The sequence below is a fragment of the Streptomyces sp. NPDC049627 genome (genome assembly GCF_044465645.1).
GTDB lineage: Bacteria > Actinomycetota > Actinomycetes > Streptomycetales > Streptomycetaceae > Streptomyces.
Map to the genome: position 1 here is coordinate 124779 of NZ_JBITLW010000015.1, position 25337 is coordinate 150115.

General features: G+C 71.2%; 23 protein-coding genes. 18 read left to right on the plus strand and 5 right to left on the minus strand.

Annotated features, from left to right (window positions below; translation table 11 throughout):
- The first annotated feature begins 32 nt into the window (after positions 1 to 32).
- Positions 33 to 1631: an FAD-binding oxidoreductase gene (locus ACIBU0_RS35225; protein ID WP_398826853.1), complete on the plus strand. Its 1599-nt coding sequence runs from the start codon at positions 33 to 35 to the stop codon at positions 1629 to 1631.
- Positions 1632 to 1732: 101 nt separating this feature from the next.
- Positions 1733 to 2614, plus strand: coding sequence for a YegS/Rv2252/BmrU family lipid kinase (locus ACIBU0_RS35230; protein WP_398826855.1), 882 nt, complete (start codon positions 1733 to 1735; stop codon positions 2612 to 2614).
- Positions 2615 to 2660: 46 nt separating this feature from the next.
- Here ACIBU0_RS35230 and ACIBU0_RS35235 read toward each other — a convergent pair whose 3' ends face one another.
- Positions 2661 to 3026 (minus strand): helix-turn-helix transcriptional regulator, encoded by a 366-nt coding sequence (locus tag ACIBU0_RS35235; RefSeq protein WP_398826857.1) that lies wholly within the window; start codon positions 3024 to 3026, stop codon positions 2661 to 2663.
- Positions 3027 to 3235: 209 nt separating this feature from the next.
- On the opposite strand from ACIBU0_RS35235, the gene ACIBU0_RS35240 reads away from it, so the two are divergent.
- The 3 genes from ACIBU0_RS35240 to ACIBU0_RS35250 all read left to right on the plus strand — a co-directional run bounded on the left by ACIBU0_RS35240 (position 3236) and on the right by ACIBU0_RS35250 (position 6634).
- A complete protein-coding gene (locus ACIBU0_RS35240) occupies positions 3236 to 3934 on the plus strand; it encodes an ANTAR domain-containing protein (protein WP_398826859.1) in 699 nt (232 codons plus the stop codon).
- 46 nt (positions 3935 to 3980) lie between these two features.
- Complete coding sequence (locus tag ACIBU0_RS35245; protein WP_398826861.1) at positions 3981 to 4433, plus strand: flavodoxin family protein; 453 nt, start codon at positions 3981 to 3983, stop codon at positions 4431 to 4433.
- Positions 4434 to 4618: 185 nt separating this feature from the next.
- A complete protein-coding gene (locus ACIBU0_RS35250; protein ID WP_398827113.1) occupies positions 4619 to 6634 on the plus strand; it encodes a DUF1996 domain-containing protein in 2016 nt (671 codons plus the stop codon).
- Positions 6635 to 6797: 163 nt separating this feature from the next.
- On the opposite strand, the gene ACIBU0_RS35255 is transcribed toward ACIBU0_RS35250, so the two are convergent.
- From ACIBU0_RS35255 to ACIBU0_RS35265, 3 genes are all read right to left on the minus strand, one after another.
- Entirely contained in the window at positions 6798 to 7136 is a 339-nt protein-coding gene (locus ACIBU0_RS35255) for an SDR family oxidoreductase (RefSeq protein ID WP_398826863.1), read from the minus strand.
- A 394-nt stretch (positions 7137 to 7530) separates the two neighbouring features.
- Positions 7531 to 8292: a YqjF family protein gene (locus ACIBU0_RS35260; protein WP_398826865.1), complete on the minus strand. Its 762-nt coding sequence runs from the start codon at positions 8290 to 8292 to the stop codon at positions 7531 to 7533.
- A 37-nt stretch (positions 8293 to 8329) separates the two neighbouring features.
- A complete protein-coding gene (locus tag ACIBU0_RS35265; RefSeq protein WP_398826867.1) occupies positions 8330 to 8998 on the minus strand; it encodes a TetR/AcrR family transcriptional regulator in 669 nt (222 codons plus the stop codon).
- Positions 8999 to 9056: 58 nt separating this feature from the next.
- Between ACIBU0_RS35265 and ACIBU0_RS35270 the strand changes: the two genes are divergently transcribed.
- From ACIBU0_RS35270 to ACIBU0_RS35330, 13 genes are all read left to right on the plus strand, one after another.
- A complete protein-coding gene (locus ACIBU0_RS35270) occupies positions 9057 to 9743 on the plus strand; it encodes a class II aldolase/adducin family protein (protein ID WP_398826869.1) in 687 nt (228 codons plus the stop codon).
- Positions 9740 to 10669 (plus strand): carbohydrate kinase family protein, encoded by a 930-nt coding sequence (locus ACIBU0_RS35275; RefSeq protein WP_398826871.1) that lies wholly within the window; start codon positions 9740 to 9742, stop codon positions 10667 to 10669. Before ACIBU0_RS35270 ends, ACIBU0_RS35275 begins: the two co-directional genes overlap by 4 nt.
- 129 nt (positions 10670 to 10798) lie before the next feature.
- On the plus strand, positions 10799 to 11911 hold the full coding sequence (locus ACIBU0_RS35280; RefSeq protein ID WP_398826873.1) for a catalase family protein: 1113 nt from the start codon (positions 10799 to 10801) through the stop codon (positions 11909 to 11911).
- An 82-nt stretch (positions 11912 to 11993) separates the two neighbouring features.
- The gene (locus ACIBU0_RS35285; RefSeq protein WP_398826874.1) at positions 11994 to 12899 is read left to right on the plus strand and encodes a LysR family transcriptional regulator; all 906 of its coding nucleotides are present in this window, start codon (positions 11994 to 11996) and stop codon (positions 12897 to 12899) included.
- A 110-nt stretch (positions 12900 to 13009) separates the two neighbouring features.
- Positions 13010 to 14179, plus strand: coding sequence for a CaiB/BaiF CoA transferase family protein (locus ACIBU0_RS35290; RefSeq protein WP_398826876.1), 1170 nt, complete (start codon positions 13010 to 13012; stop codon positions 14177 to 14179).
- 24 nt (positions 14180 to 14203) lie between these two features.
- Positions 14204 to 14974 (plus strand): crotonase/enoyl-CoA hydratase family protein, encoded by a 771-nt coding sequence (locus ACIBU0_RS35295; RefSeq protein ID WP_398826878.1) that lies wholly within the window; start codon positions 14204 to 14206, stop codon positions 14972 to 14974.
- A gap of 26 nt (positions 14975 to 15000) precedes the next feature.
- Positions 15001 to 15774 carry an acetoacetate decarboxylase gene (locus tag ACIBU0_RS35300; protein ID WP_398826880.1) on the plus strand — a complete coding sequence of 258 codons (774 nt, stop codon included), beginning with the start codon at positions 15001 to 15003 and terminating at the stop codon, positions 15772 to 15774.
- Complete coding sequence (locus ACIBU0_RS35305) at positions 15771 to 16769, plus strand: 3-hydroxyacyl-CoA dehydrogenase NAD-binding domain-containing protein (protein ID WP_398826882.1); 999 nt, start codon at positions 15771 to 15773, stop codon at positions 16767 to 16769. The genes ACIBU0_RS35300 and ACIBU0_RS35305 overlap by 4 nt, the downstream gene beginning before the upstream one ends.
- Positions 16766 to 18001 (plus strand): acyl-CoA dehydrogenase family protein, encoded by a 1236-nt coding sequence (locus ACIBU0_RS35310; RefSeq protein WP_398826884.1) that lies wholly within the window; start codon positions 16766 to 16768, stop codon positions 17999 to 18001. The genes ACIBU0_RS35305 and ACIBU0_RS35310 overlap by 4 nt, the downstream gene beginning before the upstream one ends.
- Positions 18002 to 18308: 307 nt before the next feature.
- Positions 18309 to 19790, plus strand: coding sequence for a class I adenylate-forming enzyme family protein (locus tag ACIBU0_RS35315; protein ID WP_398826886.1), 1482 nt, complete (start codon positions 18309 to 18311; stop codon positions 19788 to 19790).
- 19 nt (positions 19791 to 19809) lie between these two features.
- Complete coding sequence (locus tag ACIBU0_RS35320; RefSeq protein WP_398826888.1) at positions 19810 to 21552, plus strand: DUF3556 domain-containing protein; 1743 nt, start codon at positions 19810 to 19812, stop codon at positions 21550 to 21552.
- Complete coding sequence (locus ACIBU0_RS35325; protein ID WP_398826890.1) at positions 21545 to 22960, plus strand: phytoene desaturase family protein; 1416 nt, start codon at positions 21545 to 21547, stop codon at positions 22958 to 22960. The genes ACIBU0_RS35320 and ACIBU0_RS35325 overlap by 8 nt, the downstream gene beginning before the upstream one ends.
- A gap of 8 nt (positions 22961 to 22968) precedes the next feature.
- A complete protein-coding gene (locus tag ACIBU0_RS35330; protein ID WP_398826892.1) occupies positions 22969 to 24234 on the plus strand; it encodes a PucR family transcriptional regulator in 1266 nt (421 codons plus the stop codon).
- A 45-nt stretch (positions 24235 to 24279) separates the two neighbouring features.
- Here the strand turns inward: ACIBU0_RS35330 and ACIBU0_RS35335 are convergent, their stop codons facing one another.
- The gene (locus ACIBU0_RS35335) at positions 24280 to 25332 is read right to left on the minus strand and encodes an alcohol dehydrogenase catalytic domain-containing protein (protein ID WP_398826894.1); all 1053 of its coding nucleotides are present in this window, start codon (positions 25330 to 25332) and stop codon (positions 24280 to 24282) included.
- Positions 25333 to 25337: the final 5 nt, after the last annotated feature.

Here is a 25337-nt window from a genome sequence, read left to right on the forward strand (position 1 = left end):
ATCGCTCGAATCGACCGGTGAGGTAGACAGTCATGGACATGCTGTGGAGCGGCTGGGGCGACCCGGCCAAGGCGGCGCCGCTGCCCGAGACCGTGACCGGGCTGCTGCGCGATCTGCTCGGCGTCAAGCCGCGCACCGCCGGGCCGGTCACCCTTGAGGACATCGCCGTACCCGAGCCGCGGCTCGAACCCGCCGTGTGCGAGGCCCTGTTCACGGCCGTGGGCGGCGAGGAGCACGTCCGCCTCGACGCGGAGACCCGCATCCGGCACACCCGCGGCAAGTCCACCCCCGACCTGCTGCGGATCCGCGAGGGCGAAGTCGACGACATCCCCGCGGCCGTCGTCCTCCCGGCCGCCCACGAAGAGGTGCTCGCCGTACTGCGTGCCTGCGCCGGGCACGGCCTGTCCGTGGTCCCGTTCGGCGGCGGCACCTCCGTCGTCGGCGGCCTCGCCCCCACCCGTCCCGGCCCCTTCGTCGCCCTGGACCTGCGCCGCATGGACCAGCTGCTCGCCCTCGACCCGGTCTCCCGCACCGCCACGCTGCAACCGGGACTGCGCGCCCCGCAGGCCGAGGCGCTGCTGGCCGAACACGGCTTCACCCTCGGCCACTTCCCCCAGTCCTACGAGTGGGCCACCATCGGCGGATTCGCAGCCACCCGCTCCAGCGGCCAGGCATCCGCCGGTTACGGCCGCTTCGACGAGATGGTCCTGGGCCTGACCCTCGCCACCCCCGAGGGCACCATCGACACGGGCCGCGCGCCGCGCTCGGCGGCCGGACCCGACCTGCGCCAGCTCCTGCTCGGCTCGGAAGGGGCGTTCGGCGTCATCACGTCCGTCACGGTGCGGGTCCGCCCGGTTCCCGAGACCCGCGTGTACGAGGGCTGGCGCTTCGCCTCCTTCGCGGAAGGCGCCACCGCACTGCGCCGCCTCGCCCAGGACGGACCGCGCCCGACGGTCCTGCGCCTGTCCGACGAGACCGAGACCCTGATCGGCCTCGCCCAGCCCGACGCCATCGGTGCCGACGGCGCCGGGCTGCAGCCCGCGGGATGCATGGCGATCACCGGCTACGAGGGCACGGACGAGGACACCGCGTACCGCCGCGAGCGGGCCGCTGCCGTCCTGCGCGAGTCCGGCGGCACCCCGCTGGGGGAGGAGCCGGGGCAGCGCTGGGCGCACGGCCGCTACTCGGCCCCCTACCTGCGGGACTCCCTGCTGGACGCCGGGGCGTTCGCGGAGACACTGGAGACGGCGACCTTCTGGTCACGTGTCCCCGAGCTGTACGCGTCCGTCCGCGACGCCCTCACCACCACCCTCACCCAGGCCGGCACCCCACCCCTGATCATGTGCCACATCTCCCACGTCTACGAGAACGGCGCCTCGCTGTACTTCACCGTCGTCTCCGCACAGGGCGACGACCCGGTGGTGCACTGGGAGCACGCCAAGCACGCCGCCAACGAGGCGATCCTCGCCGCGGGCGGCACGATCACCCACCACCACGGCGTGGGCACCGACCACCGGGACTGGTACGTCCGCGAGGCGGGTCTGCTGGGCGTCGAGGCGCTGCGCGCCGTGAAACACCGACTGGACCCGGCGGGCCTGCTCAACCCCGGCGTCCTCCTGCCCGGCGACTGACCCCGCCCACGCGCTCCACAGCCGCTCGACCCCTGCACCCGCTCACCCCCACCCCGCCCCGCCTCCGGCAGCACCCTCCCGTCGGCCCGAAAGGCACACCGATGCGACAGTTCACCGCCATCGTCAACCCCACGGCGGGCGGATCCGCCTCAGCGGCCGCGCTGCTGCAGGTGGCCCGGCAGCTGCGGGAGGCCGGGGCCGACCTGGACACCGAGTACAGCCGCAGCCTCGACCACGCCCGGGACCTCGCCCGGGACGCCGGGCGGCGGGGCCGGGTGGTGCTGGCCGTCGGCGGCGACGGAATCGCCGGCGGCATCGGCGGCGCCCTCAGCGGCACCGACGCCCTGCTCGGCCTGGTCCCGGCCGGCCGCGGCAACGACTTCGCCCGGGCGCTCGGCCTGCCCTCCGACCCGACGGCACTCGCCCAGGTGCTGCTCCACCACGAACCCCGCAGGGTCGACACCATCGAGGTCGAGTCCGCCGTCCACCACCGCACGGTGGTCCTCGGCAGCGTGTACGCCGGCGTCGACGCCCTGGCCAACCGCCACGCCAACAACGCGACACTGCTGCGCGGCGCCGCCTCCTACTACGCCGGAGGGCTGCGCGCCGTCACCAGCTGGCGCCCGGCGCGCTACCGGGTCACCGTCGACGGCGAGGAACACCCGCACACGGGCTACACGGTGGTGGCCGCCAACTCCGGCTACTACGGCTCCGGTCGCCTCATCGCCCCCGACGCCCGCGTCGACGACGGCCTGCTGGACGTGGTGATGATCCGCGAGGCGCCCCGTCGGCTGTTCTTCGCGCTGATGAACGACCTCAAGACGGGCGCCCACGTCCACCGCCCCCAGGTCCGGATCCTGCGGGGCAGGGAAATCCGCATCGAGGCCGACCGCGAGGTGCCCTACGGCGCGGACGGCGAGGTCGAGGCGGCCCTCCCGGTCACGGTCAGAGTCCTGCCCGGAGCGCTGCGCGTCCTGTGCTGAGCCCCGGCCCACGGGTGTCGCGTCCGCGACCTGGTGCCGCGAGCGCTCAGCGGCCGTCCACCGGCATCCGCGGGCGCGCCGTTCCCAGCTGCTCGGAGGCCGTCTTGCGCTCCACCTCGTCCTGGACGAGCAGCGAGAGCAGTGCGCCCACCGGCAGGCCGGCTTCGGCGGGGTGACGCAGCACCTTGTCGGGTTCCACCCGGTAGATATTGGTGCGTCCCTCGCGGACGTGCGAGAGATAGCCGTCCCGCTCCAAGTCGGAAATGATCTTCTGGACGGCCCGCTCGGTGAGTCGGCAGTGCGCCGCGATATGTCGAATGCGGACGTTCGGGTTGTCGGCGATGGCCGCCAGGACGCGGGCGTGGTTCGTGAGGAATGTCCATCCGGTGTGCGGCTCAGGGACTCCGTCCATGCGTCAAGACTACGACTGATCGTTCACGTATACAAATACACGCACTAGATTTCATGTATCTATTGACGTGTCCCGCGGTTCCGGTTCAGTCTGATGGGGAGACGGGGAGCACCGAGGGAGAGGCGGTCATGCCAGAGCCCGCGTTCTCTGAGCACCCCCCTGGAGGGGGCGCTGCCGATCATGCCGACACCGAAGGCGCACCGGCGGCCGTGTCGTCGTGCCTGCTGGTCACACACGTCCACCCCGACGGCGACCGGATCACGGTGAACGTCTGCGGAGAACTCGACATCGACACCAGCGAGACGCTCCGGGGTGTCCTGCGCGAGGCCCTGAGCCGCTCGGTCCGCGGCATCGACCTGGACCTCGACGGCGTCTCCTTCTGTGACTGCTCGGCCCTCAACGTCCTCCTGGCCCTGCGGCACCGAGCTTTGGAGCAGGACAAGACCGTGACCATCCATGCCACCAGTACGGCAGTCGATCGCCTCCTCGACCTCACCTGCACGCGGTCGCTGTTCGACGGCTCGGGTCCGGACGGGCAGGGCACGCCGGCCCGGCGCACCCGCCACCCGGACGTTTCCGACGTCACCGATGAGGACCTGCGGATCGAAGTCAACCAGTTGCGGCGGGCCATGCAGACCCGGCCGACCATCGATCTGGCCCGGGGCATCCTGATGGCCTCCTTCAGCCTGAGCTCCGACGAAGCCTGGACCGTACTCGTCGCGGCCTCCCAGAACACCAACACCAAACTGCACGCGCTGGCCGGAGACCTGGTCACCGCGGTCAAGGGCGACGCGCTGCCGGAAGCGGTGCAGGAGCAGCTGTCCTCGGCGGTCGCCAGGGTCAACTCCTCCTCGGCGGCCCCGCAAGGCGGGCCGGAGGAGCAGGAGCCGACCCAAGCCGCCAACTGAACCGCCGCGGTTGCGTCCATCGGCGGCAGGGCGGCAGGGTTCGGGTGTGCCTACCTTGCTGATCGTGCATCACACCCCCTCACCCAACTGCCAGGCCATGCTCGAAGCCGTCGTCTCCGGTGCCACGGCACCGGAGATCGAGAACGTCGAGGTCGTCCGGCGGCCGGCGCTGGCGGCCACGGCCTCCGACGTACTGGAGGCCGACGGCTACCTGCTGGGCACCCCGGCGAACCTCGGCTACATCTCGGGGGCCCTCAAGCATTTCTTCGACCAGATCTACTACCCGTGCCTGGACGCGACCCGGGGCCGGCCGTTCGGCTACTACGTGCACGGCGGCAGCGATGTGACCGGGGCCGTGCGGGCCATCGACTCCATCACGACGGGCCTGGCCTGGCGGCGCTCCGCACAGCCCGTGACGGTGACGGGCGAACCCGCCAAGACCGACGTCGAGGCCTGCTGGGAACTGGGCGCGACACTCGCCGCCGGACTCATGAACTGACCTTCGCGACAAGAAATTTCTGTGAATCCACGAGACGTTTGAACACAACGCGGCGCCTCTCCGTATGGGACCGGGGGATTTTCATGCCCTGACCGACCACGAGGCGTAGGAGTACTTCCTTGGCACGCAGCACGCGAAGACGCCCCACGGGCGCACGGCGCGCGACCTTTGCAGCGGTCGCGCTGATGTTGGGCGGCGGCGGCCTGGTTGCGGCCAACGTCTATGCCTCGGCCACCGAAGACGGCGGAGCGGAAGCCGCTCGCACCCTGTCCTCCCCGGCCGGCACCATCGACTGCCCGGACGTCGGCAGCAAACTCACCGCCGTACCGGACGCGGCGAAGGAGGACGTCGCGAAGGAACTCGCGCTCCTCGACGAGCAGATCGCCGAGGCCTACCAACGGCTGCAGGAGTCCGCGCAGGCGATCCAGAAGGACGCGGGCTTCGCCGACAGTGCGATCATGAACCCGCTGAAGGACAAGCGCACGGCGACGATCGAACGCATCGCCATCGCCATCGACCGCACGGGAGACCGGCCGGAAGGCCTGGAGTCCCTCGCCCCCTGCACCCTGCGCGCAGCCGACAGCGGCACCGGTGACGCGGGCGACGACGGCGCACAGGACAACGGCGGCGACAACCAGAACGACGCCGGCCAGGGCGGCCAACAGCCCGCGAACGGCGGCCAGAACGGCAACGGCGGCCAGGCCGGCAACGGGCCCGTCGCCGCGGACTACGTGGACATCAAGGCCGTACAGCCGAACGTGCAGAACCCGGCCCCGCAGTCGGACGCCTCCCGCGGCACCTTCGTCACGAGCTGCGGCGTCAACAAGAACGGCCTGTTCAACTCCGACAACGTCATCGTGGCCCCCGGCGTCTCCAACGGCGCCCACCACTTCCACGACTACATCGGCAACCAGTCCAACACCGCCTTCGCGAGCGACGAGGACCTGGCGAACGCCGAGACCAGCTGTGTCGACCAGGGCGACAAGTCCACGTACTACTGGCCCGTGCTGCGCCTGCAGAACGGCACACAGGAACAGGACGCCGCCAAGCCGGGCGGTGGCATCGAGGGCAACGCCGGTGAGATCGTCACGCCCAAGGACGTGACGCTGACCTTCGTGGGCAACCCGCGCAGCAAGGTCACCGAGATGCCGCGGCTGCTGCGCATCATCACCGGCGACGCCAAGGCGTTCGTCAACGGCACCGCCAACGCCAACGCCTCCTGGAGCTGCACCGGCTTCGAGGACCGGCAGCTGAAGGACAAGTACCCGCTGTGCCCGCAGGGCAGCGACGTGGTGCGCTCCTTCCGGTTCCAGAGCTGCTGGGACGGACAGAACATCGACAGCGCCAACCACCGCACCCACGTGGCGTTCGCGGCGGCCGACGGCAGCTGCGCGAACGGTTTCAAGGCCATCCCGCAGCTGGTCCAGCGGATCGTGTACGACGTCGACGCGCCGAGCCTGCAGGACGGCGGCCGTACGACCCCGCTGTTCGCGGTGGACTCCTTCCCCGAGCAGCTGCACAAGCCGGTCACCGACCACGGCGACTTCATCAACGTCTTCGACGAGGACCTGATGGGTCAGTTGGTCGACTGCATCAACGAGGGCCGCAAGTGCGGCGCCGGTGTCGACGAAGGCGGCAACCCGGGCGAGGAGAAGCCGACCGACCCGCCGACGCAGACGCCCGGCACCCCGCCCGCCGGGGACGACAAGCCGGAGCCCGGCGACGGAGGGGGCCAGCAGACGGAGCCGCCGGCGACCGAGCAGCCCGCGACCGACGAACCGGCCACGGAGGCACCCGCGACTGACGAGCCCGCGACTGACGAGCCCGCGACCGACGAGCCCGGGACAAAGGCGCCCGGGACGAAGGCGCCCGCGACCGAGCCGGCGAAGGACGACAAGCCCACCGTGTCCAGCACGGTCGCGCCCAAGTCCTACGGCACCCCGTCGGCCGACGAGAACGCCACCACCCCGGCACAGGGCGGCTCGGCGAACGACGAAGCCGGGGCGGGCAGCACTCCGGCGCAGTCGCAGCCCGCCGCGGCCGGCGAGGACGACTCCGACGCCGGAACCGGGACGCAACCGCAGGCAGTCGGAGGCGACCTCGCCGAGACGGGCACCACGCTGTGGCCCGCCGCGGCCGGAGCCGTTCTCCTCATGGCGGGCTTCGTGCTGCTGGTGCGCACGAGGCGCCGCGCCGGATGACGGAGGCGACGCACCGGACGCGCAGGTGACGCGGTGACGCTCCGCTGGGGCCCGGACCGGTACTCCCGGTCCGGGCCTCTCGCGTTCGAAGGCCGCTCCGGAAGGCGCCGCGGCCGGCGAGTCGCGGCGTCGTCCTGGTCCACGATGGCCCCGCAGGAGATGGTCACGTCCGTCGCGGTGAGCGTGCGGGCCCGGTCGGAGGCGATGAAGGCGGCCACATCGCCGAGGTCCGCGAGGGGCGCGCGACGCCCGAGCTGTGTCGCCTCGACCAGACTGGACCGCCCGACTTGAGCGTCACCACGCGGATCCCGTGCGGGCCCGGCTCGATCGCCCACTGCCGACGCAGCCCCTTCAGCGCGTCCAGCGCGACCTTGAAGCCGCCGAAGCCGGGCAGCGTCTGCGGCCCGCCGCCGCCGAAGGCGACGATCACGCCCGAGCCGTGTGCGGTCATGTGCCGGGCGGCCGCCCGGGTCGTCAGGAACTGTGAGCGCAGCGCGGTCACGACGGGCCGCAGGAAGTCCGCGACCGAGATGTCCGCAGCGGCTCCTGGACATCGCCGTATCCGACGGCGTTGAACGAGACGTCGATGCGCGGCCTCACTCGTACCGCCGTCGGCGCGAATCTCCTCGGCGAGCTTCTCGAGCGGTGCCGCGGTACGCCCGGCGAGGAAGACCCGGCCCCCTCGCGGGCGAAGGCACGCGCCGCCGCCCCGCCGATGGAACCGCCCACGCCGTACACCACAGCGACCTTGTCCTTCAGCAACATGATCGATCTCCGTTCCGACCGGCTGCCGGCTGTCCGGCCGCAGCACGCGGCCGTAGCCGTTCATCCGGTACGGCGGTGCCGGACTTCGGATCTCGACACGTCCGGGCCGTCCGCGGCTTCCGGCCGCACGGTCACGGAGTCGGGATGCCCGCCGGGCGGGCCGGGCGCCCGAGGCGGACCGGGACGCCGGGGGAGTACAGGACGCTGACCGGCGCGGCGCTCGGAGCGGGCAGCCCGGCCGCGGCGACGAGGTTCTCCTCGCAGGTGATCAGCTCGGCGCGGTACAGCGGCCATCGCGGGTGGTGGTTGGGCAGGTATGCCAGCGGTTCGGCCCCGCCGAAGAAGGCGTTGTGCATGCCCCAGCGAGCGGTGAGGAAGTGTTCCAACTCGGTCGGTTCCTCGATGCGCTCACCCCTGCGCACGGTGATCCGGCTGAACGCGCCGCGCGGACCGGGCCAGCGGCGGGAACTCGTGTAGGTGACGGTGTCACCGGCCGTGCGGACGGTCATCCGGGACCACAGGTACGGCAGCCGGAAGCCGACGCGCCCCATCACGACCGGGATGAGCCGCGCGGCGTCCATCGAGCGGAACACCACGCCGCGCCGCCCGTGCGCGTCCACGGAGTACAGGCGCACGTTGGTCTCGGGAAAGGTCCCGAGATACGGCACCCCGGGCAGCCGCAGCCAGCCGACCCGATGCATCCGGAAGGCGACCAGCCCGACGTACGTGACCCCGTCGTGCGTGTCCGGAACGGTCCCCCTCGGCAACAGCCCCGCCACGGCGTCCGGTTCGACGGCCCAGTGGATGAAGGCGAGGTCGAGCCACTGCTGGGTGAGCAGTGGGGCGGCTATGTGGGCGGGGGCATCCGGGGTGACAGGAGAGGGCTTCGGCACGACGCCAGGATGGCAGAGCCCCACGAAGCCACGACGGTCACCTCGGTGTGTTCTGTCCCTCGTAGCGTGCGGTAAGAGCGGTGAGATACCCGCGCAGCATGAGCTTGCTCTCATCGAGCAGGCCGGGATCACCCTGAGGGTCACGACGGAAGGCCTCCTGCGCCAGCGCGTCGGCGGCCAGGACCGCGGCGTGACAGGCGAGGCCGAGTCCCTCGTCGTCCCGCGCGACACCGAGGACGAGCAGGATGCGGCGGATGCCGTCCGCCATCCGGCGTTTGTGCTCACGGTCCGCGGCGCGGGTCTGCTCGGTCAGACTGCTGCCGAACCACAGCGCCCGGAAGCCGTGTTCGCTCCGGTAGATCGCGGCATAGGTGTCGATGAGCACGCCGACCGGGTCCTCCCACTGCTCGGCCGCGGCGGCACGGACGAGGTCGTCCATGGCGGCCTCGAGGCGGGCGAGGTAGCCGGCCGCGAGGGCGTCGATGATGGCGTCGCGGTCGGGCAGGTACTGGTACAGCGAACCCACCGAGACGTTCGCCTCCGCCGCGACACGGGTCGTGGTCAGCGCCTGGACCCCTTCGCCGACCAGCACGCGCTCCGCGGCCTGAAGAACCCGGGCCAGCCGGGCCTTGCTGCGCGCCTGCTGGGGAGTGCGGCGCAGCGGAACGGGCCATGTGACGCCGTGCTCCGGGGCCGGATCGCCCATGCAACAGCCTCCGAACCTGAACGTGACTTTGATTCAGGTTTACGTTACCGTCGCGTACATGACGGACTCAAGCTCGGCGCTGGTTCAGGAGCGTGCCGCCGTGGCCGAGGCGTGCCGCCGACTGGGGGCCGAGGGGCTGCTCATCGGTACGGCCGGAAACGTCAGCGTGCGGGTGGACGACCAGGTCGCGATCACAGCCACCGGTGCCGTGCTCGCCGGCCTGACGGCCGACCAGGTGACCGTCGTCGACCTCGACGGGAACATCGTGGCGGGGACGCTGCAGCCCACCTCCGAACTCGACCTGCACCTCGGCGTCTACCGTCGCTACGGCACGGGCGCGGTCGTCCACACCCACGCGCCCATGGCGACCGCCCTGTCCTGCGTCCTCGACGAACTGCCCTGCATCCACTACCAGTTGCTCACACTGGGCGGCTCGGTGCGCGTGGCGCCGTACGCCACCTTCGGCACGCCCGATCTGGCCGAGTCCGTCCTCACGGCGCTGGAGGGGCGCAGCGCCGCGCTGATGGCCGGCCACGGCGCCCTCACGCACGCTCCGACGCTGGACAAGGCCGTCGACCACGCGCTGCTGCTGGAGTGGGCGTGCGGCGTCTACCAGCACGCGGCTGCCCTCGGAACGCCCCGCGTCCTCGACGAGCAGCAGCAAGTCGCGGTCATCGAGGCCGCGCTCGCCCGGAACTACGGCACCACCCGCCCCGTACCACCCGTGCAGGAGGGAAACCGATGAAGGTCGTCACGATGGGCGTACACGTGCTGGACGTGCTGGTACGGCCGGTGGAGGAGATACCCGAGGGCCAGGGCGCGACGCTGGTGGAGGACATCAGGATGACCGCCGCCGGGACGGCCGGCGGCACCGCGCTCACCCTCGCCAAACTCGGTGCCTCCGTACGCAGCGCCGGTGCGATCGGCTCGGACCCCACGGGGGACATGCTGGTCCAGCTCCTCAAGGCGGCCGGCATCGACACCCGTTTCCTCGTCCGCCGCACGAACACCCCCACCTCCGCTAGCGTCCTGCCCATCCGCCCGGGCGGCGAGCGCCCCTCGCTGCACCTCCTCGGCGCCAACATCACCTACGGCCCCGACGACGCGCCCTGGGACGCGATCGCCGACGCGACCCACCTCCACCTCGGCGGCCCCGAACTGATCGGCGTCGACACCGCCGCGCGCATCCTGTCGTACGCCAAGGACCACGGTGTGACCACCTCGGTGGACCTCCTCGCCCCCGGCGCGCTGGGCAGCTTCGAGCAGATCGCGGCCTTGTTGCCGTACGTCGACTACATGCTGCCCAACGAGGACCAGGTCCTCGGCTTCACCGGCGAGGAGGACCTGATCGCGGGGGCACACAAGCTCCTTGCTGCCGGAGCCGGCCTGGTCGCGGCCACCCGTGGCGGCGACGGCGCGCTGCTCGTGACGGCGGACGGCACCGAGACGGTCCCCGCCTTCGCGATCGACGTGGTGGACACGACCGGCTGCGGCGACGCGTTCTCCGCCGGCTTCCTGCGCGGCATGAGCCTCGGCCGCACGCCGTACGACTCCGCCGTCCTCGGCTGCGCGGCGGCGGCGCTGGTGGCCCAGGGCCTCGGCAGCGACCACGGAGACTTCGACCTGGCAGCCGCCGACGCCTTCGCCGAGACACACAAGCCGCGCTCGTGAGGTAAGTGGCCCGGGGTACGGAGTGGTTGCGATGACGTCCCGTGTGATTCATCACAGCCAGTTACGTTGTGCACAATTGAATTGCTGGCTACCGTCTGGGTTGGACACCACCCATAGGGAGGCAGCACCATGAATCCCGTCCGCTACGAGGACTACCGCCCCGCCGAACGTCCCACGTATCAGCAGGAGTTGGACGAAGTCGTCGCGCAGGTCGCGCAGCGCACCCGCGCCTCGGTCGAACGCGAGGCCGTCGGCCGCGCCGTCCGCACCGCCCATGGAAAGACGTACGGCCTCCTCAAGGCCACCGTCACGGTCGGTGACAACCCGGGCTTCCATGGCCAGGGCATCTTCGCCCGGCCCGCCGTGTACGACGCCGTCGTCCGCTACTCCAACGGCCTGGGCCACCAGCGCCCCGACCATCAGCTGGGCGCGGCGTGCGGGATGGGCATCAAGCTGTTCGGGGTTCCCGGCGCCTCACTGCTGGACGACGAACGAGACAGCGGCACCTTCGACCTCAACCTCATCAACAACGAGGTCTTCTTCGCGAACACCGCCTACGACTACATGGTCATCGAGGAGCTGTTCGCGGAGCTGCCCGAGGCCTTGGTGAACCCGGCCCGTCGCAAGACCTGGATGGCGGAGTTCCTCACCCGCAGGGGCACGCTCACCGACCCCGACACCTGGCTGTGGGACGAGCTGTTCGCCATGCTGTCGTTCACCACCGTCCCGCGCCGGAACCTGCTGTCGTACACCTACAACAGCATGGGCGCCTTCCGGTACGGCGAGAACATCGCCAAGATCCGTACCGTGCCGACGGCCGACTCGCTGGCCTCCCTCACGCACCAGATCGTGGACGTGCACGCGGACAACGAGGCCTTCCGCCGCACCCTGGTGGCCGAGGCGGCGGAGCGGGAGCACTCCTTCGAGCTCCAGGTGCAGCTCAACACCGATCCGGCCCGCATGCCGGTGGACAACACCTCCGTGAAGTGGCCCGAGGAGCTCTCCCCGTGGGTGACGGTCGCCCGGGTGGACCTCCCGCGCCAGGACATCGGCGGGGACGACAACCTCGTGGCCGCCGACTCCACGTCGATCACACCGTGGCGCTCACGCGAGGAGCACCGGCCCCTCGGTGAGATCCAGCGGGTGCGTCAGGAGGTCTACCGACGCTCCTCGATCGAACGGCACCGCATCAACGGACAAGAGCGGCGCGAACCGGCCGGCAGCGCGGAACTGCTCGGCTGAGCTCCCGGAGTGGCAAGGGCCGCCGTCTTCGGCGCCCTTGCCGCCAGGGGCAGTTGACCTCGGTAGGGTGACAGTCGTGGACATGCTGCACCTGCGTTACTTCGTCGCCGTGGCCGAAGAACTCAACTTCTCGCAGGCGGCACGCAGACTGCACATGGCAGCCTCTCCACTGAGCCAGCGGATCAAGGATCTGGAACGCGAGCTCGGCCACGAGCTGTTCGAGCGCACCACCCACCGGGTCGATCTGACACCGGCGGGCGCCGCCCTGCTGCCGATGGCGCGCGACATCCTCGAGCGGGTCAACGCCATCCCGTGGCGGCTGGGCGAGGCGGTACGCCCGCGGCTGGACCGGCTGTTCATCGGGATGCCCGCCGGGGTGCACCCGCTGCTGCGGGAGCGAGTGCTGATGCTGGAGGACGCCTGCCGGGAGGTGTGCGAACTCAAGCGCTGGCCCGGCACCTCGGCGGACCTGGCGGACGCGGTGCACGACGGACGGCTGGCGATGGCCCTGGCCCGGCTGCCGGTCTCCGACCCGGCGTTGGAGATCATCGAAGTGATGCACGAGCGGCTGGGGGCCGCGGTGCCGGCCGACCGGTTCGCGGGGCGGGAGTCGGTCACCCTCGAAGAGCTGGCCGATCTGTCCTATGTGGCGGTGCCGTACGACGCCACCCCGGCCTATTTCGAGGAAATCGACGCCCGGCTGAATTCGATGGGCGTGAAGAAAAGAATCCGCATCAACATGGCGGATTACGCGGGCACCTCGGAATTGATTTCCTCGGGTATCGCTTTCTCGATGACCATGCTCTCACCGGAGAGCCCGATGCACCTGTACCGGCTGGACAACGTGGCCGTACTGCCCGTCGACGGCTTCCAACCCGACCTGATCACAGGGCTGTTGTTCCGCAAGGACCGGGCGGACGACGGCGGCGACCTGAGTGGCATCGCCGCCCTGGCGCGGCAGATCTTCAGCGAGGTCATGTCCGTCTGACCGCTGCGGTCATACCCGTGTTCGCCACTTGATCATTCCCTCTGAACTCGTTCACGCATAACGTCGGCGGTGGAAACATTCGCCATGAAATTACTGCGTGAACAGGAGTGATGATGGACATCACGGCCGCCGGCCCCACCGGACCGTTGGACGGCGTACGGGTGATCGATCTGTCCACGGTGGTGATGGGGCCCTACGCGACGCAGATCCTGGGCGATCTCGGTGCCGATGTCATCAAGATCGAGTCGCCGTCCGACACGGTACGGGTGGGCCCCTACCGCACCACACCCGGCATGACCCCGCTCAACCTCAACGTCAACCGCAACAAGCGCAGCGTGGCGTTGAACCTGAAGGACGACGCCGACCGGGCGCGGGCCCTGGAACTGATCGACAGCGCCGACGTACTGGTCACCAACATGCGCCCGGGCGCCCTCGCCCGCCTCGGCCTCGGCCACGCCGACCTCGCCGCCCGCAACCCCGGCCTGGTCTACGCCCACGCCCAGGGCTTCCGCAGCGACTCCGACCGGGCCGGCAACGCGGCCTACGACGAGACGGTCCAGGCCGCTTCCGGCCTGGTGGACGTGGCGAACCGGGCGCTGGGCACCCCGGCCTACCTTCCGACGATCATCGGCGACAAGGTGTGCGCGCTGACCATCGTCCACACGGTGCTCGCCGCGCTCGTCCACCGCGCCCGCACCGGCGCGGGCCAGTTCATCGAGATCCCGATGACCGACACGCTCATCGCCTTCAACCTCGTCGAGCACCTGGCGGGCCATGTCTTCGAACCGCCCGAGGGCCCCACCGGGTTCCCGTTGTCGATGAAGCGGGGCCACCGCGCGGTACCCACCAAGGACGGCCTCGCCTGCGTCATCCCGTACAACCCGCAGAACTTCCGGGACTTCTTCCTCGCAGCCGGCCGCGCCGACCTCGCCGCCGACCCGCGTGTCAACGGCGAGTCCATCGCCGATGACGACGTCGACACGCTGATGGAACTGGTGGGGGAGTGCTCGCCGAGCCTGACCACCGAGGAGTGGGCGGCGGTCTGCGCCAAGCACAGCATCCCGATGGCGCCCGTGCTCGAACTCGACCGCGCCGCCGAGGACCCCTATGTGCGGGGCGGCCGGCTGCTCGACGTGGTCGACCACCCCAGCGAAGGCGCCATCCGCTCGATCGGCATCCCGGTGCGGTTCTCCGCCACCCCGGGCTCCGTGCGCAGGCCCGCTCCGCTGCCCGGCCAGCACACCGAAGAGGTCTTCCGGGAACTCGCCGCCGGCCGCTGACCCACCGTCACCCAAGGACACACCATGCACAGCACCACCGAGGTGCGGACCGAGACCATCGGTTCCACCCTGCTCATCACCATCGACCGGCCCAAGGCACGCAACGCGGTCGACGCGGCCGTCGCCGCCGGACTGTCCGCCGCCCTGGACCACCTGGAAGCGGACCCCGCCCTGCGAGTCGGCGTGCTCACCGGCGCCGAGGGCACGTTCAGCGCCGGGATGGACCTGAAGGCCGCCCTGGCCGGCGAATCGCCCGAGATCCCGGGGCGCGGCTTCGGCGGTCTCACCCAGGCCCGCACGACCAAGCCGCTGATCGCCGCCGTCGAGGGCTGGGCCATGGGAGGCGGCTTCGAACTGGCCCTCGGCTGCGACCTGATCGTGGCCGCCGCCGACGCCCGCTTCGGGCTCCCGGAAGTCAGCCGCGGGCTGATCGCGGCGGGCGGCGGAGTGATCCGGCTGCCCAAGCGCATCCCGTACCACCTGGCGATGGAACTGCTGCTGACCGGCGAGCCGATCTCCGGCGAACGCGCCGGACACCTCGGCATCGCCAACCATGTGGTCCCGGCCGGAGAGACCGTCGCCACCGCACTGCGCCTGGCCGAGCGCATCGCACAGAACGCCCCCCTGGCGCTGGCCGCCGTCAAGGAACTCGTCCGCACCGCCGACGGCGCCCCGGAGGACACGGCGTTCGCCGCGCAGACGCAGGTGATGGCCGCTCTCGCGGCCTCCGCCGACGTACGCGAGGGCATGACCGCCTTCACCGAGCGCCGCTCCCCGGTCTGGCAGGGCCGATAGGACCAGGAACCGAGGGAGAACACACCATGAATCAGCAGGACGTGCCCCGGCACATCGCGACGCCGCTGGCCAACCCGGCCTATCCGCCGGTCGTGCCGCGCTTCACCAACCGCGAGTACCTGAACATCGTCTACCGCACCGACTACGAGGCACTGCGCGCCGTCGTACCCGAACCACTGGAGATCGACGAGCCGTTGGTGCGCTTCGAGGTCATGCGCATGGGCGACGTCAGCGGATACGGGCCGTACACCGAGTCCGGCCAGGCCATCCCGGTCCGCCACGAGGGCGAGCGGGGCGAGTATCTGCACGCGATGTACCTGGACAACCTCCCGGCCATCACGTCCGGCCGTGAGGCCAGTGCCTATCCGAAGACGGCCGGGTCGCCCGCCCTGTACGTCGACCACGGTGCGCTGGTCGGGGTCCTCGACGTCGGCACCCTCCAGGTGGCGACCGCGACGATGGGCTACAAGCACTACGAGTTGTCCGTCGAGGAGGCCGTGGCGCAGGTCGGTGTGCCGACCTACATGCTCAAGCTGGTCCCCGGATTCGACGGGGCGCCGCAGGTCGCGCAGTTGGTGCGCACCGAGATCACCGACATCACGGTGAAGGGTGCCTGGACCGGCCCCGCCCGGCTGGAGCTGTTCGCCCACGCGCTGGCGCCGCTGGCCGATCTGCCGGTCCGCGAGGTCGTCTCCGCGAGCCACATCCTGACCGATCTGACCCTGGCGCCGGTCAAGCCCGTCCACGACTACCTGGCCCACCCGGCCCACGCGGCCGACCCGACCCGCCTCGCGCGGTGAGCACGACCAGGGCCACGGACGCAGAGAGAAGACATGTGATGACCAAGCCCTTCATGACCGCCGCGGTCGTCGGCGCCGGCACGATCGGCCTGTCCTGGGCCGCGCTCTTCGCCGGCCACGGCATGCGGGTACGCATCACCGACCCGCGGCCGGACCTGGCCGACGCGGTCGCCGAGGCACTCGACCAGGCCGCCGGCCATCTGTCCGCCCAGGGCCTGGACGTGAGCGGCCTCGCCGAGCGGGTGCACATCGCCGACGACCTCGCCGACGCGGTGCGCGACGCCGACGTCGTGCAGGAGAACGGCCCGGAGAACGTCACCTTCAAACGGAAGCTGTTCAGCGACCTGGTAGCCACCGCCCCCGCACACGCGCTGCTGCTCAGCTCCTCCTCGGCGATCCCCTCCACGGCGTTCACCGACACCGTCGAGGACGCCGGCCGCATCCTGATCGGCCACCCCTTCAACCCACCGCACCTGATCCCGCTGGTGGAGGTGGTGCCCGGAGAGCGCACCTCCGAGGAGAGCGTGACGCGGGCCGTGGAGTTCTACCGCTTCGTCGGCCGGGTCCCTGTCGTCGAACGCAAGGAGATCCCCGGCTTCGTCGGCAACCGCCTGCAGAACGCCCTCAGCCGGGAGGCGATCTACCTCGTCGAGCAGGGCGTCGTCAGCCCGGCGGAGCTGGACACCGTGATGGTGAACTCGCTCGGGCTGCGCTGGGCGACGGTGGGACCGTTCCTCGGCGCGCACCTCGGCGGCGGCCCCGGCGGCTACCGGCACATGGCCGAGCACATCGGCGTGTCGATGCAGAAGATGTGGGACTCGCTCGGCCGCCCCGAGCAGAGCCCCGACCAGACCGAACGACTCGTCGCGGCCGTCGAGGACGCCTACGGCTCCCGCTCCTACGCAGACCTCAGCCGAGAACGCGACGCCCAGCAGATCGCCGTGCTGTCCGCCCGCGACAGCGCCACCCCCACGAAGAAGGAGACCCGTTCATGACCGCCGTACTGCCCGAAAAGGGTTCCAGGAAGGCTTCCGACACCGTTTCCGCCGACGACCGGTTGGCCGCGGACTTCTACGACGTCGAGTCGCTGCTGCCGCCGCACGAGCGGGAACTGCTGCTGCGCGCCCGGGCGTTCATGCGCACCGAGGTCAAGCCACTGGTCAACGAGTACTGGGCCAAGGGGGAGTTCCCCCGCGAACTCATCGGCAAGTTCGGCGAACTCGGACTCGCCGGCGTCCCCTACGAGGGCTACGGCGATCCCGCACCGGCCGGGAGCAACCTGCTGGTCGGCATGCTGTCGATGGAGTACACCCGCACCGACGCCTCCAGCGCCACCTTCTTCGGCGTGCACAGCGGTCTGGCGATGTACAGCATCTACCGGGGCGGCGACCAGGAGCAGCGGGACCGCTGGCTGCCGGCGATGGCCGCGCTGGACACCATCGGCGCCTTCGCGATGACCGAACCGCTCGGCGGCTCCGACGTGGCCGGAGGCATGCGCACCACCGCCCGCTGGGACGGCGAGAACTGGGTGCTCAACGGGGCAAAGCGGTGGATCGGCAACGCGACGTTCGCCGACCTGGTCGTGGTCTGGGCCCGTGACGAGGCGGACGACAAGGTCAAGGGCTTCGTGGTGGAGAAGGGCACCCCGGGCTTCTCCCCGGTCAAGATCGAGAACAAGATCGCATTCAGGATCGTGGAGAACGCCGAGATCACCCTGACCGACGTCAAGGTGCCCGAGGCCAACCGGCTGCAACGCATCGACTCCTTCCGCGATGTGGCGGAGATCCTCCGCGCCACCCGCAGCGGGGTCGCCTGGCAGGCCCTCGGCGTGATGATCGGCGCCTACGAGCTGGCGCTGGACTACGCCAAACAGCGCCGCCAGTTCGGCCGCCCGATCGCCCGGTTCCAGATGGTGCAGGACCTGCTGGTCAAGAGCCTCGGCAACATCACCGCCTGCTGGGGCATGCTGGTCCAGCTCGCGCGGCTGCAGGACGCGGGCGTCTTCCGCGACGAGCACTCCTCGCTGGCGAAGGCGTTCGTCACCTCGCGGATGCGCGAGGTGGTGGGGTGGTGCCGGGAGATCTTCGGCGGCAACGGCATCGTCCTCGACTACGACATCGCCCGGTTCTTCGCCGACGCCGAGGCGATCTACTCCTTCGAGGGCACCCGCGAGATGAACACCCTCATCGTCGGCAAGGCGGTCACCGGCGAGAGCGCCTTCGTCTGACGGCGGCTCCCCCCAACCCCGCGCCGGCTCCGAGTGCAGTGGTCCTCGGGGTCGGCGCGGACCAGTGTGGACGCACTGCCGCGCCCCCGGAAACACGCCTCGACACAGGGCGCGCACCGGCGCCGCCCGATACCCGCCCTGTGCGCAGCGCACAAGTGCCGCCCCCAGCATCGTCGCCCGCGCCCATGGGCCCGGAGCACCGCCGATTCGTACCGTCTCTCCTCACGCACCGGACATCCGTCCCGCCTTCCCCCGGGACGCCCACCCCGTCCGGCCGACGTCCGTCGACGCACTTCGAGGAGCCGACATGCACATCGCGGAACTGCCAGACCTGCGGGCCCGGCAGGGCACGGACGGTCCCTGCATCGCTGACGACGCGTCAACTCTCGACAACATGTCGTTCCTTCGCCGGGTCCGGCGAGCCACGGCGGTCCTGCGGACGCGCGGTGTCCGACGCGGCGACGTGGTCGCGCTGCTGCTGCCCAACACGGCGGAGTTCGTCGTCGCACTGTTCGCCGCCTGGCGGCTCGGCGCGGCAGTCACCCCGGTCAACCCGGCACTGACCGAGTCCGAGGTGCGCTACCAACTCGGCGACGCGGAGGCCACCGTGGTCGTCACCGCCGAGACGTCACCGCTCGCCGCGTCGGTCACGGTGGCCGAGCTGGCCGCCGGGCCCGAAGACACGGCCGCACCGGAGACGGACGCGGACACGCTCGCCCTGCTGATCTACACCAGCGGCAGCACCGGGCGCCCCAAGGGCGTGATGCTCGACCACGCCAACCTCGCCGCGATGGCGGGGATGATGATCGGCGCCGCCCGGCTGTCCGAGAGCGACCACAGCCTGCTGATCCTGCCGCTGTTCCACGTCAACGGCATCGTGGTCGGCGTGCTGTCCCCGCTGCTGGCCGGCGGGCAGGTCACGGTGGCCGGGCGCTTCCGGGCCGAGACCTTCTTCGACCTGGTCGCCGCGGTCCGCCCGACCTGCTTCTCCGCGGTCCCGGCGATCTACTCGATGCTTGCCGAACTCCCGGAGCAGACGCCGCGCGACACGTCCTCGGTGCGGTTCGCCGCCTGCGGCGCGGCCCCCATGCCCGCCGCCCTCATCGAGCGGTTCGAACGCCGCTACCGCATCCCGATCCTGGAGGGATACGGCCTGTCGGAGGGCACCTGCGCCTCCACCACCAACCCGCTGGACGGCCCGCGCAAGCCGGGCACGGTGGGACTGCCGCTGCCCGGTCAGCAGGTCGCCGTGATGGACCCGCAGGGCCGCATCATGCCGGCCGGCGCTACCGGTGAGGTGGTGGTGCGCGGGCCCAATGTGATGCGTGGCTATCTGGGCCGCCCGGTGGAGACCGCCCGGACCGTGGTCGACGGCTGGCTGCACACGGGCGATGTCGGCCGCTTCGACGAGGACGGCTATCTGATCCTGGTCGACCGCATCAAGGACATGATCATCCGAGGCGGGGAGAACATCTACCCCAAGGAGATCGAGACCGTCCTCGGCGACCACCCCGATGTCCTCGAAGCCGCCGTGGTGGGCGCCGCCGACGAGCGGCTCGGCGAAGTACCGGTGGCCTACGTGGCCCTGCGCACGGGCGCGACGGCAGACACCGGCGACCTGCTCGCACACTGCCGGACCCGGCTGGCCAGGTTCAAGGTGCCCACCGAGATCACTCTCGTCGACCGGCTGCCGAGGAATCCCGTCGGCAAGACGGACAAGCCGGCCCTGCGGGCCAGGACCGCCGCCACCACCACCGCTGCCACCACCGCCGTCACCACGGCCGTCTGAACGGGAACGGGAAAAGGCCATGGGATTCCTCGCACCGAACACGGCGGCCATCGACATACAGCAGTGGCGCACCCGCCCCTACCACCAACGCATCAGGCCGCTGGCCCGGCACTGGGCCCTGCACGGCTTCGGCACCCCCGGCATCGTGCACCTGATGTACCTGGTGAAGATCACGGCGTACGCAATCGGCGGCATCGCGGTCGTCTCCGCGACCCCCGGCGTCGGCGGCATCACGGACTTCGGTTCCTGGTGGGCGGAGCCGATCGTCTATCAGAAACTCGTCGTCTGGACGCTGCTGTACGAGATCCTGGGCCTCGGCTGCGGCTCGGGCCCGCTCAGCTCACACTTCATGCCGCCGGTCGGCGCCTTCCTGCACTGGCTGCGCCCGGGCACCGTACGGCTGCCTGCGTGGCCGGGCAGGATCCCGTTCACCTCCGGGACGCGGCGTACGGCCGCGGATGTGACGCTGTACGCCGCGCTGTTGGGAGCGGCGGTGTGGCTGCTGTTGTCCCCCGGCGACGCAGGCGCGGGCGGCGTGCCGGCTCCGTGGCGCGTGGCCGTGCTCGCGGCGCTGCTCGCGCTGCTCGGGCTGCGCGACAAGACCGTGTTCCTCGCCGCCCGCGCCGAGCACTACGGGCTGACGCTGCTGGTCTTCCTCTTCCCGGTGACCGACCAGACCGCCGCTTTGAAACTGGTCATGCTCGCCCTGTGGTGGGGCGCCGCGTCCTCCAAGCTCAACCGCCACTTCCCGTTCGTGGTGGCCGTGATGATCAGCAACAGCCCGCTGCGCCCGGCCTGGTTCAAGCGCCGCCTGTACCGCAAGTACCCCGACGATCTCAGGCCGTCGGCTCTCGCTGCCGCGGCCGCACACGGCGGCACGGTCATCGAGTACGTGGTGCCCCTGATCCTGGTGCTGTCCCACGGCGGGACCGTCACCACGATCGCCCTGACCGTGATGGTCGTCTTCCATCTGCACATCATGTCGACCTTCCCGATGGGCGTGCCGCTGGAGTGGAACGTCTTCTTCATCTACTCCGCGCTCGTCCTCTTCGGCCACGACGCCGCCGTGGGCGCATTCACCGTGCACTCCCCGCTCCTGGCCGCCGTACTGGTACTGAGCCTGGTGGTGGTCCCGGTGCTCGGCCACGTCCGCCCCGACCTGGTGTCCTTCCTGCCCTCGATGCGCTACTACGCCGGCAATTGGGCCACCAGCCTGTGGTGCTTCCGCAAGGGCACCGAGCACCGGCTCAACGAGCACATCGTCAAAGCGTCCGCTCTGCCCGTCGACCAGCTCACCCGCCTGTACGGCACCGAGGCCGCCGAGCTCGTCCTGCACCAGGGGCTGGCCTGGCGGGCGATGCACAGCCACGGCCGGGCGCTTCTCGGCCTGCTGCCACGGGCCGTGGACGACGTGGAGGCCTACGATGTGCGGGAGGGCGAGATGGTGGCGGGAGCGGTCCTCGGCTGGAACTTCGGCGACGGCCATCTGCACGACGAGCAGCTGATGGCCGCCGTACAGCAGCGGTGCGGCTTCGCGCCGGGCGACCTGCGGGTCGTCCTGCTCGAGTCCCAGCCGACACACCGACAGCGCCAGCACTACCGCATCGTGGACGCGGCGACCGGCCTGATCGAGGAGGGCTACGTGAACGTACGGGAGATGGTGACCCGGCAGCCCTGGCTCGACGACGAGACGCCGACGATTCCCGTCGAACCCGCCCGGGCACCGCGACCGGCGACCGAGGTGGCGGCCGCGCATGAGTGACGCGATCGTGGTGGGGGCCGGCCCGAACGGGCTGGCCGCCGCCGTCGCCCTGGCCCAGCGAGGCCTGAAGGTGACCGTCCTGGAGGCCGCCGACGAGATCGGCGGCGGCACCCGGAGCAGCGAACTGACTCTGCCCGGACTGCTGCACGACCACTGCTCCGCGGTCCACCCGCTCGGCGTCGGCTCGCCGTTCCTGCGGACCCTCGGGCTGGAGCGGTACGGCGTCGAGTGGGCGTGGCCCGAGGTGGATCTGGCTCATCCGCTGGACGGTGGGCGGGCCGGGGTGCTGGTCCGCTCCCTGGAGGCGACCGCGCACGGGCTCGGTGTGGACGGCCCCGCCTGGCAGCGGCTGTTCGCCCCTCTGGCCACCGACTTCGACGCGCTGATCGAGGATGTGCTGCGCCCGGTGCCTCATCTGCCCAGCCACCCCGTGGCGCTGGCCCGCTTCGGGCTGAGGGCGCTGCAGCCGGCCACGGCGGTGGCCCGGCGCTGGCGAACCGAGGAGGCCAGGGCGCTGTTCGCGGGAGCGGCGGCGCATCTGATGTATCCGCTGACCGGGCCGGCCAGCTCCGCGGTCGGGCTGATGCTGATCGGCGCCGCCCACCGCTTCGGCTGGCCGGTCGCCCGCGGCGGATCGCGGACCATCACCGACGCGCTGGCCGCACTCCTCGCCAAGCTCGGCGGCACCATCGAAACGGGCATAAGGGTGGACTCCCTGGCCGAGCTCGCCCCCGCCCGCATCGTCATGCTCGACACCGCGCCCGGCGCCGCGGCCCGCATCTGCGGCGACCGGCTGCCCGGCCGGGTGCGCCGGGCCTACCAGGGCTGGCGGCACGGCCCGGCGGCGTTCAAGGTGGACCTCGCCGTCCAGGACGGCATCCCCTGGACCCATGAGGCATGCCGCCGCGCCGGCACCGTGCACCTGGGCGGCACCCTGGAGGAGGTCGTCCGCACCGAGGCGCAGACCGCCGACGGGCGGATGCCCGAGCGGCCGTTCGTCCTGGTCGGCCAGCAGTACCTGGCCGACCCCGGCCGCTCCCGCGACGACGTCCACCCGGTCTGGGCGTACGCGCACGTCCCGCACGGTCACCCCGGCGACGCCACGGAGGCGGTGCTGCGCCAGATCGAGCGTTTCGCGCCGGGCGTCCGGGAACGGATCGTGGGACTGACGGCGCGCTCGACCACCGAACTGGCCCACTACAACGCGAACTTCATCGGGGGCGACATCGTCGCCGGCGCCAACACCGCACGGCAGGTCACCCTGCGCCCCCGCCTGGCCGCCGACCCCTACAGCACCGGCATCCCCGGCGTCTACCTGTGCTCGGCGGCCACCCCGCCCGGCGCCGGCGTGCACGGCATGTGCGGTGCGAATGCGGCCCGTTCCGCGCTGCGGTACCTGGCCCGGTGAACGGCCCCGTGGAACACCTTGCGGAGGGGGCACCCGATCCGGTCGTCCTCGCGGCCCAGGTCGTGCAGACCAACCGGGACGAGTTCATCGCCAAGCTGGTCGCCACCACCGAGGCGGAGATATCCCAGCTGGAACACGACGAGCCGCTGCACGGGCTCCTGGAAGCCAGCATCACCGAGAACATCGTCACGGCCCTGCACGTGATCATCAACCGCATCGACCCGCTGACCGTGGACGCTCCCGCCTCGGCCATCTCCTACGCCCGCCGGCTCGCCCAACGCGACGTGCCGCTCTCGGCCCTGCTGCGCGCCTACCGCCTGGGCCATGCGCAGAGCCTGGACCTCGTCCTCGGGGAGGCGGTCCGACTCGGGCTGCCGGACCCGGCCGGCACCGTCATCGCGCTCGTCCAGGTCACCTCCGCCTACCTGGACCGGGTCTGCGACCAGATCGGCCGCGCCTACGAGGAGGAACGTGAACGCTGGGTGGACACCCGCGGTGTTCTGCGCCAGTACTGGGTGGGCCAGGTCCTCGACAACCCGCGGGTCGATCCACGGCAGGCCGAGACCGCCCTCGACCACCCGTTCTCCGGCAGCCACCTGGCCATCGAGTGCTGGCGCCACGGCAGCGAGGCGGCCACCGCCACCGATACCGCCGCCGTCTTCGACCGGCTGGCCTCACTGCTGCACACCGTGCTGCGCGCCCAGGGCCGCCCCCTGCTCGTGCACACCGACGAGGCCCACGCCCGCATCTGGCTCGCCGTCAGGCCCGACTGCCACGTGGACCCCGACACCATCGCCGCCGAACTGGCCGACGCCGCGCTCCCGGTGCGGGCCGCCCTCGGCATCGTCCGCCCGGGACTCGACGGCTTCCGCCGCAGCACCCGCGCCGCCGCCCGCGCCAAGGCCCTCGCCCTGTCCGCGGGGCCCGGCGCCCCTCGCGTGGTCTCCTTCGCCCGGGTCGCCCCCGTCGCCCTCCTGGTCGACGAGCCCCGCGAACTGGCCGACTTCGTCTCCGACACCCTCGGCGACCTCGCCGTGGACGACCCCCGCTGCGAACTCCTGCGCGAGACGCTCCGCGTCTTCCTCGCCACCAACCGCAGCTACGCCGCCACCGCGGACCAGCTGATGGTCCACCGCAACACCGTCCACTACCGCGTCCAGCGGGCCGTCGACCACTACCACCTCAACCTGGACGCCGACGCCTTCGACCTCCACTTCGCCCTCACCGTCTGCCACTGGCACGGGGCGAAGGTCCTGCGCCGCAAGCCACGGTGACGAGGCGCGGCCGCCCGGATGATGTCGGACCGGCGAGGGCGGCGGTCAGCCGGTGGGATCGAGAAGGATCTTGCGGACCCCGTCGGAGCGGCCCGCGAACAGCTCGTACGCCGCCGGGCCCTGGGAGAGCGGGAAGCGGTGGGACACCACGACCTCCGGCTTGATCCGACCGGCCTGGGCGAGGGCGATCAGGGGCGGGAGTTCGTAGTGGATCGAGCAGAGCCCGATGGCGAACTCGAGTTCCTTGATCTGCGCCAAGCCCATGTGGAAGGGGAACGCCTTGTTCTGGCTGACCCCGATGACGCTGACCCGGCCGGCCTGCCGGACGGCCTTGAGGGCCAGCTCGATGGTGGCGTCCGAACCCACGGCCTCCACCACCGCGTCCGGTCCGCGACCGCCGGTCATCTCCCGCACGGCGGCCCTGGCGTCCTCGCCCTCGACCGGCTCGACCCCCAGGGTGGCGGCGAAGGCACGGCGCTCCGCGACCAGGTCCGCGCCGAGCACCCGCGCGGCGCCCATCGCGAAGGCGGACTGGGCGGCCATCAGGCCGACCGGGCCGAGGCCGATGACCAGGACGGTCTCACCGGGCTGGATACGGGCGCGGCGGCAGCCGTACCAGGCCGTGGGGGCATTGTCCGTCAGGACGACGGCGGCCTCGTCGGAGATGCCCTCGGGCAGCCGCACCAGATTGACGTCGGCACAGGGCACCGCCAGGGCCTGCGCCTGGCTGCCGGGGACCTGTGGGCTCACGCCGTAGCAGAGCTCGGTGCTGGACTTGGCGTTCTCGCACCGGGCGGTGAACCCGGCCGCGCACGACCGGCACCGGTCGCAGCCGACCGAGGCGGGCACCAGGACCCGGTCGCCGGGCTTGAAGCGGGTGACCTGGTCGCCGATTTCGACGACCACGCCGACGCATTCGTGTCCCGGGGTGTAGCCCAGCTCCGGGCTGAACGGGTTGCCTCCGTAGATGTGCAGGTCGCTGCCGCAGATGCCGGCGGTGGTCACCTGGACGACCGCGTCGGTGGGGCTGGTGACGGCCGGGTCGGGGACATCGCCGTAGCGGATGTCGTGACGGCCGTGATAAGTCAGTGCCTTCATCGGAT

Bases quoted from the DNA above. Each gene is read 5' to 3' on its own strand.
- ACIBU0_RS35225 (WP_398826853.1), top strand. From the start codon at position 33: ATGGACATGCTGTGGAGCGGCTGGGGCGACCCGGCCAAGGCGGCGCCG.
- ACIBU0_RS35230 (WP_398826855.1), top strand. From the start codon at position 1,733: ATGCGACAGTTCACCGCCATCGTCAACCCCACGGCGGGCGGATCCGCC.
- ACIBU0_RS35235 (WP_398826857.1), bottom strand. From the start codon at position 3,026: ATGGACGGAGTCCCTGAGCCGCACACCGGATGGACATTCCTCACGAAC.
- ACIBU0_RS35250 (WP_398827113.1), top strand. From the start codon at position 4,619: ATGTTGGGCGGCGGCGGCCTGGTTGCGGCCAACGTCTATGCCTCGGCC.
- ACIBU0_RS35265 (WP_398826867.1), bottom strand. From the start codon at position 8,998: ATGGGCGATCCGGCCCCGGAGCACGGCGTCACATGGCCCGTTCCGCTG.
- ACIBU0_RS35270 (WP_398826869.1), top strand. From the start codon at position 9,057: ATGACGGACTCAAGCTCGGCGCTGGTTCAGGAGCGTGCCGCCGTGGCC.
- ACIBU0_RS35275 (WP_398826871.1), top strand. From the start codon at position 9,740: ATGAAGGTCGTCACGATGGGCGTACACGTGCTGGACGTGCTGGTACGG.
- ACIBU0_RS35280 (WP_398826873.1), top strand. From the start codon at position 10,799: ATGAATCCCGTCCGCTACGAGGACTACCGCCCCGCCGAACGTCCCACG.
- ACIBU0_RS35285 (WP_398826874.1), top strand. From the start codon at position 11,994: ATGCTGCACCTGCGTTACTTCGTCGCCGTGGCCGAAGAACTCAACTTC.
- ACIBU0_RS35290 (WP_398826876.1), top strand. From the start codon at position 13,010: ATGATGGACATCACGGCCGCCGGCCCCACCGGACCGTTGGACGGCGTA.
- ACIBU0_RS35295 (WP_398826878.1), top strand. From the start codon at position 14,204: ATGCACAGCACCACCGAGGTGCGGACCGAGACCATCGGTTCCACCCTG.
- ACIBU0_RS35300 (WP_398826880.1), top strand. From the start codon at position 15,001: ATGAATCAGCAGGACGTGCCCCGGCACATCGCGACGCCGCTGGCCAAC.
- ACIBU0_RS35310 (WP_398826884.1), top strand. From the start codon at position 16,766: ATGACCGCCGTACTGCCCGAAAAGGGTTCCAGGAAGGCTTCCGACACC.
- ACIBU0_RS35315 (WP_398826886.1), top strand. From the start codon at position 18,309: ATGCACATCGCGGAACTGCCAGACCTGCGGGCCCGGCAGGGCACGGAC.
- ACIBU0_RS35320 (WP_398826888.1), top strand. From the start codon at position 19,810: ATGGGATTCCTCGCACCGAACACGGCGGCCATCGACATACAGCAGTGG.
- ACIBU0_RS35325 (WP_398826890.1), top strand. From the start codon at position 21,545: ATGAGTGACGCGATCGTGGTGGGGGCCGGCCCGAACGGGCTGGCCGCC.
- ACIBU0_RS35335 (WP_398826894.1), bottom strand. From the start codon at position 25,332: ATGAAGGCACTGACTTATCACGGCCGTCACGACATCCGCTACGGCGAT.